At 52.6% G+C, this 3,383-nt stretch carries 1 rRNA gene; it reads left to right on the top strand.

The features are described from left to right. The first annotated feature begins 153 nt into the window (after positions 1-153). A 23S ribosomal RNA gene (locus NQ050_RS10945) occupies positions 154-3,241 on the top strand. Positions 3,242-3,383 lie beyond the last annotated feature (142 nt).

Genomic DNA, 3,383 nt, shown 5'->3' with positions numbered 1-3,383 from the left:
TGGTGGTGTCCTTGATTGTGTTGCTTGGTTTGCTGCGGTACGTGCATGTGTTTGTGTGTGTTGTGGTGGCCTGGTGGTGTTGTGTGAGAACTGTATAGTGGACGCGAGTATCTTTATTCTTTATTCTTTTTGATTTTTTGTGTCTGGTGTTTTTTGTGTGTTGTGTAAGGGCACACGGTGGATGCCTTGGCACCAATAGCCGATGAAGGACGTGGAAGGCCGCGATAGTCCTCGGGGAGTTGTCAATCGAGCGTTGATCCGAGGGTGTCCGAATGGGGAAACCTGGCTGTGGTTATGTGCAGTTACCCATCACTGAATGTATAGGTGGTGTGGGGGTGACGCGGGGAAGTGAAACATCTCAGTACCCGTAGGAGAAGAAAACAATTGTGATTCTGCTAGTAGTGGCGAGCGAACGTGGATGAGGCTAAACCATATGCGTGTGTGACGTGTCAGCGGTTGCGTGTGTGGTGTTGTGGGGTTTCAACGTGGGTTGTCTGACAGTGACCCGCCCTTTTACTGATTGTGTTAGCGGAAGTGGCCTGGGATGGTCTACCGGAGTAGGTGAGAGTCCTGTACGTGAAAGCATGGTTGGTGGGGTTGTTGGGATACCCGAGTAGCAGCGGGCTCGTGGAATCTGCTGTGAATCTGCCGGGACCACCCGGTAAGCCTAAATACTATTGGTGACCGATAGCGGATAGTACCGTGAGGGAATGGTGAAAAGTACCCCGGGAGGGGAGTGAAAGAGTACCTGAAACCGTGTGCTTACAATCCGTCAGAGCCTCTTTGTGGGGTGATGGCGTGCCTTTTGAAGAATGAGCCTGCGAGTCAGCGGCATGTCGCGAGGTTAACCATGAGTGTGGGCAGCCGTAGCGAAAGCGAATCCTAATGAGGGTGTTGTTGAGTGGCATGTCCTGGACCCGAAGCGAAGTGATCTACCCATGGCCAGTGTGAAGCAACAGTAAGATGTTGTGGAGGCGCGAACCCACTTAGGTTGAAAACTGAGGGGATGAGCTGTGGGTAGGGGTGAAAGGCCAATCAAACTTCGTGATAGCTGGTTCTCCCCGAAATGCATTTAGGTGCAGCGTTGTGTGTTTCTTCCTGGAGGTAGAGCTACTGGTTGGTTGAGCGGGACCACAATCTTAGCAATGTCAGCCAAACTCCGAATGCCAGGTAATGATAGTGCAGCAGTGAGACTGCGGGGGATAAGCTCCGTTGGTCGAAAGGGAAACAGCCCAGATCGCCGGTTAAGGCCCCTAAGGGTGTACTAAGTGGGAAAGGATGTGGGATCGCGAAGACAGCCAGGAGGTTGGCTTAGAAGCAGCCATCCTTGAAAGAGTGCGTAATAGCTCACTGGTCGAGTGGTTCTGCGCCGACAATGTAGCGGGGCTCAAGTACACCGCCGAAACCGCGGCAACATGATCTTTTTGGTTGTGTTGGGTAGGGGAGCGTCGTGCACTGCGGTGAAGCGCCCGAGTGATCGTGGTGTGGAGTGTGTGCGAGTGAGAATGCAGGCATGAGTAACGAATGACAAGTGAGAAACTTGTCCGCCGGATGACTAAGGGTTCCTGGGTCAAGCTAATCTTCCCAGGGTGAGTCGGGACCTAAGGCGAGGCCGACAGGCGTAGTCGATGGACAACCAGTTGATATTCTGGTACCCGTGCATACGCGACAAATGGTGAATCAATTATACTAACCACCCACTACTCACTATGTTCCATGCTTTTGTGTGGTTGTGGTGTGTGGTGCGTGGGACCTTGGTTGGTAGTAGCCAAGTGATGGGGTGACACAGGAAGGTAGCCAAGCCACTGATTGGATTGTGGTGTAAGCGTGTGGCCCGTGATATAGGCAAATCCGTATCACATAAGGGTGAGGCGTGATGCGTACCCATTTTGGGGATGTTGGTGATCCTATGCTGTCGAGAAAAGCCTCTAGCGAGTGTGTGTATGGCCCGTACCCATAACCGACACAGGTGGTCAGGTAGAGAATACTAAGGCGATCGGGTGAACTGTGGTTAAGGAACTCGGCAAAATGCCCCCGTAACTTCGGGAGAAGGGGGACCACTGCTGGTGACAAACTGGTTGAGCTGGTGGTGGTCGCAGAGAATAGAGGGAAGCGACTGTTTATTAAAAACACAGGTCCGTGCGAAAACGTGGAAGTTGATGTATACGGACTGACGCCTGCCCGGTGCTGGAAGGTTAAGAGGACCTGTTAGACCTACTTTGTGGGTCGAAGCGGAGAATTTAAGCCCCAGTAAACGGCGGTGGTAACTATAACCATCCTAAGGTAGCGAAATTCCTTGTCGGGTAAGTTCCGACCTGCACGAATGGCGTAACGACTTCCCTGCTGTCTCAACCACAGGCCCGGTGAAATTGCAGTACGAGTAAAGATGCTCGTTACGCGCGGCAGGACGAAAAGACCCCGGGACCTTCACTATAGCTTGGTATTGGTGTTTGGTTCGGTTTGTGTAGGATAGGTGGGAGACGTTGAGGCCATATCGCTAGGTGTGGTGGAGTCGAAAGTTGAAATACCACTCTGATCGGATTGAGCACCTCAACCTTGGCCCATGATCTGGGTTGGGGACAGTGCCTGGTGGGTAGTTTAACTGGGGCGGTTGCCTCCTAAACTGTAACGGAGGCGCCCAAAGGTTCCCTCAGCCTGGTTGGCAATCAGGTGTTGAGTGTAAGTGCACAAGGGAGCTTGACTGTGAGAGCGACAGCTCAAGCAGGTACGAAAGTAGGGACTAGTGATCCGGCACCTACGTGTGGAAGTGGTGTCGCTCAACGGATAAAAGGTACCCCGGGGATAACAGGCTGATCTTCCCCAAGAGTCCATATCGACGGGATGGTTTGGCACCTCGATGTCGGCTCGTCGCATCCTGGGGCTGGAGTAGGTCCCAAGGGTTGGGCTGTTCGCCCATTAAAGCGGCACGCGAGCTGGGTTTAGAACGTCGTGAGACAGTTCGGTCTCTATCCGCCGCGCGCGTAGAAACTTGAAGAAGGCTGTCCCTAGTACGAGAGGACCGGGACGGACGTACCTCTAGTATGCCAGTTGTCACGCCCGTGGCACGGCTGGTTAGCTACGTACGGAAGGGATAACCGCTGAAAGCATCTAAGCGGGAAGCCTGTTCTAAGATGAGGTTTCATTTGAGGTTCCCTGAAGACTACAGGGTTGATAGGCCAGAACTGGAAGCACAGTAATGTGTGCAGGTGACTGGTACTAATACACCGACAAACACACAAAACAAACAAAGCATCAACACAGAGAAGAATTGTTGATACGCCCGCGTCCACTATGCAGTATCTGACACAACACCCCACAAACAAAACAACAACTACAGCAACACAACAACAAAAGAGATGTGTCGGTGGTTATAGCGTCGGGGC

The sequence above is a fragment of the Corynebacterium sp. 122RC1 genome (genome assembly GCF_024580955.1).
GTDB classification, from domain to species: Bacteria; Actinomycetota; Actinomycetes; order Mycobacteriales; family Mycobacteriaceae; genus Corynebacterium; species Corynebacterium kozikiae.
This window is presented reverse-complemented; position numbering and strand designations above follow the sequence as displayed.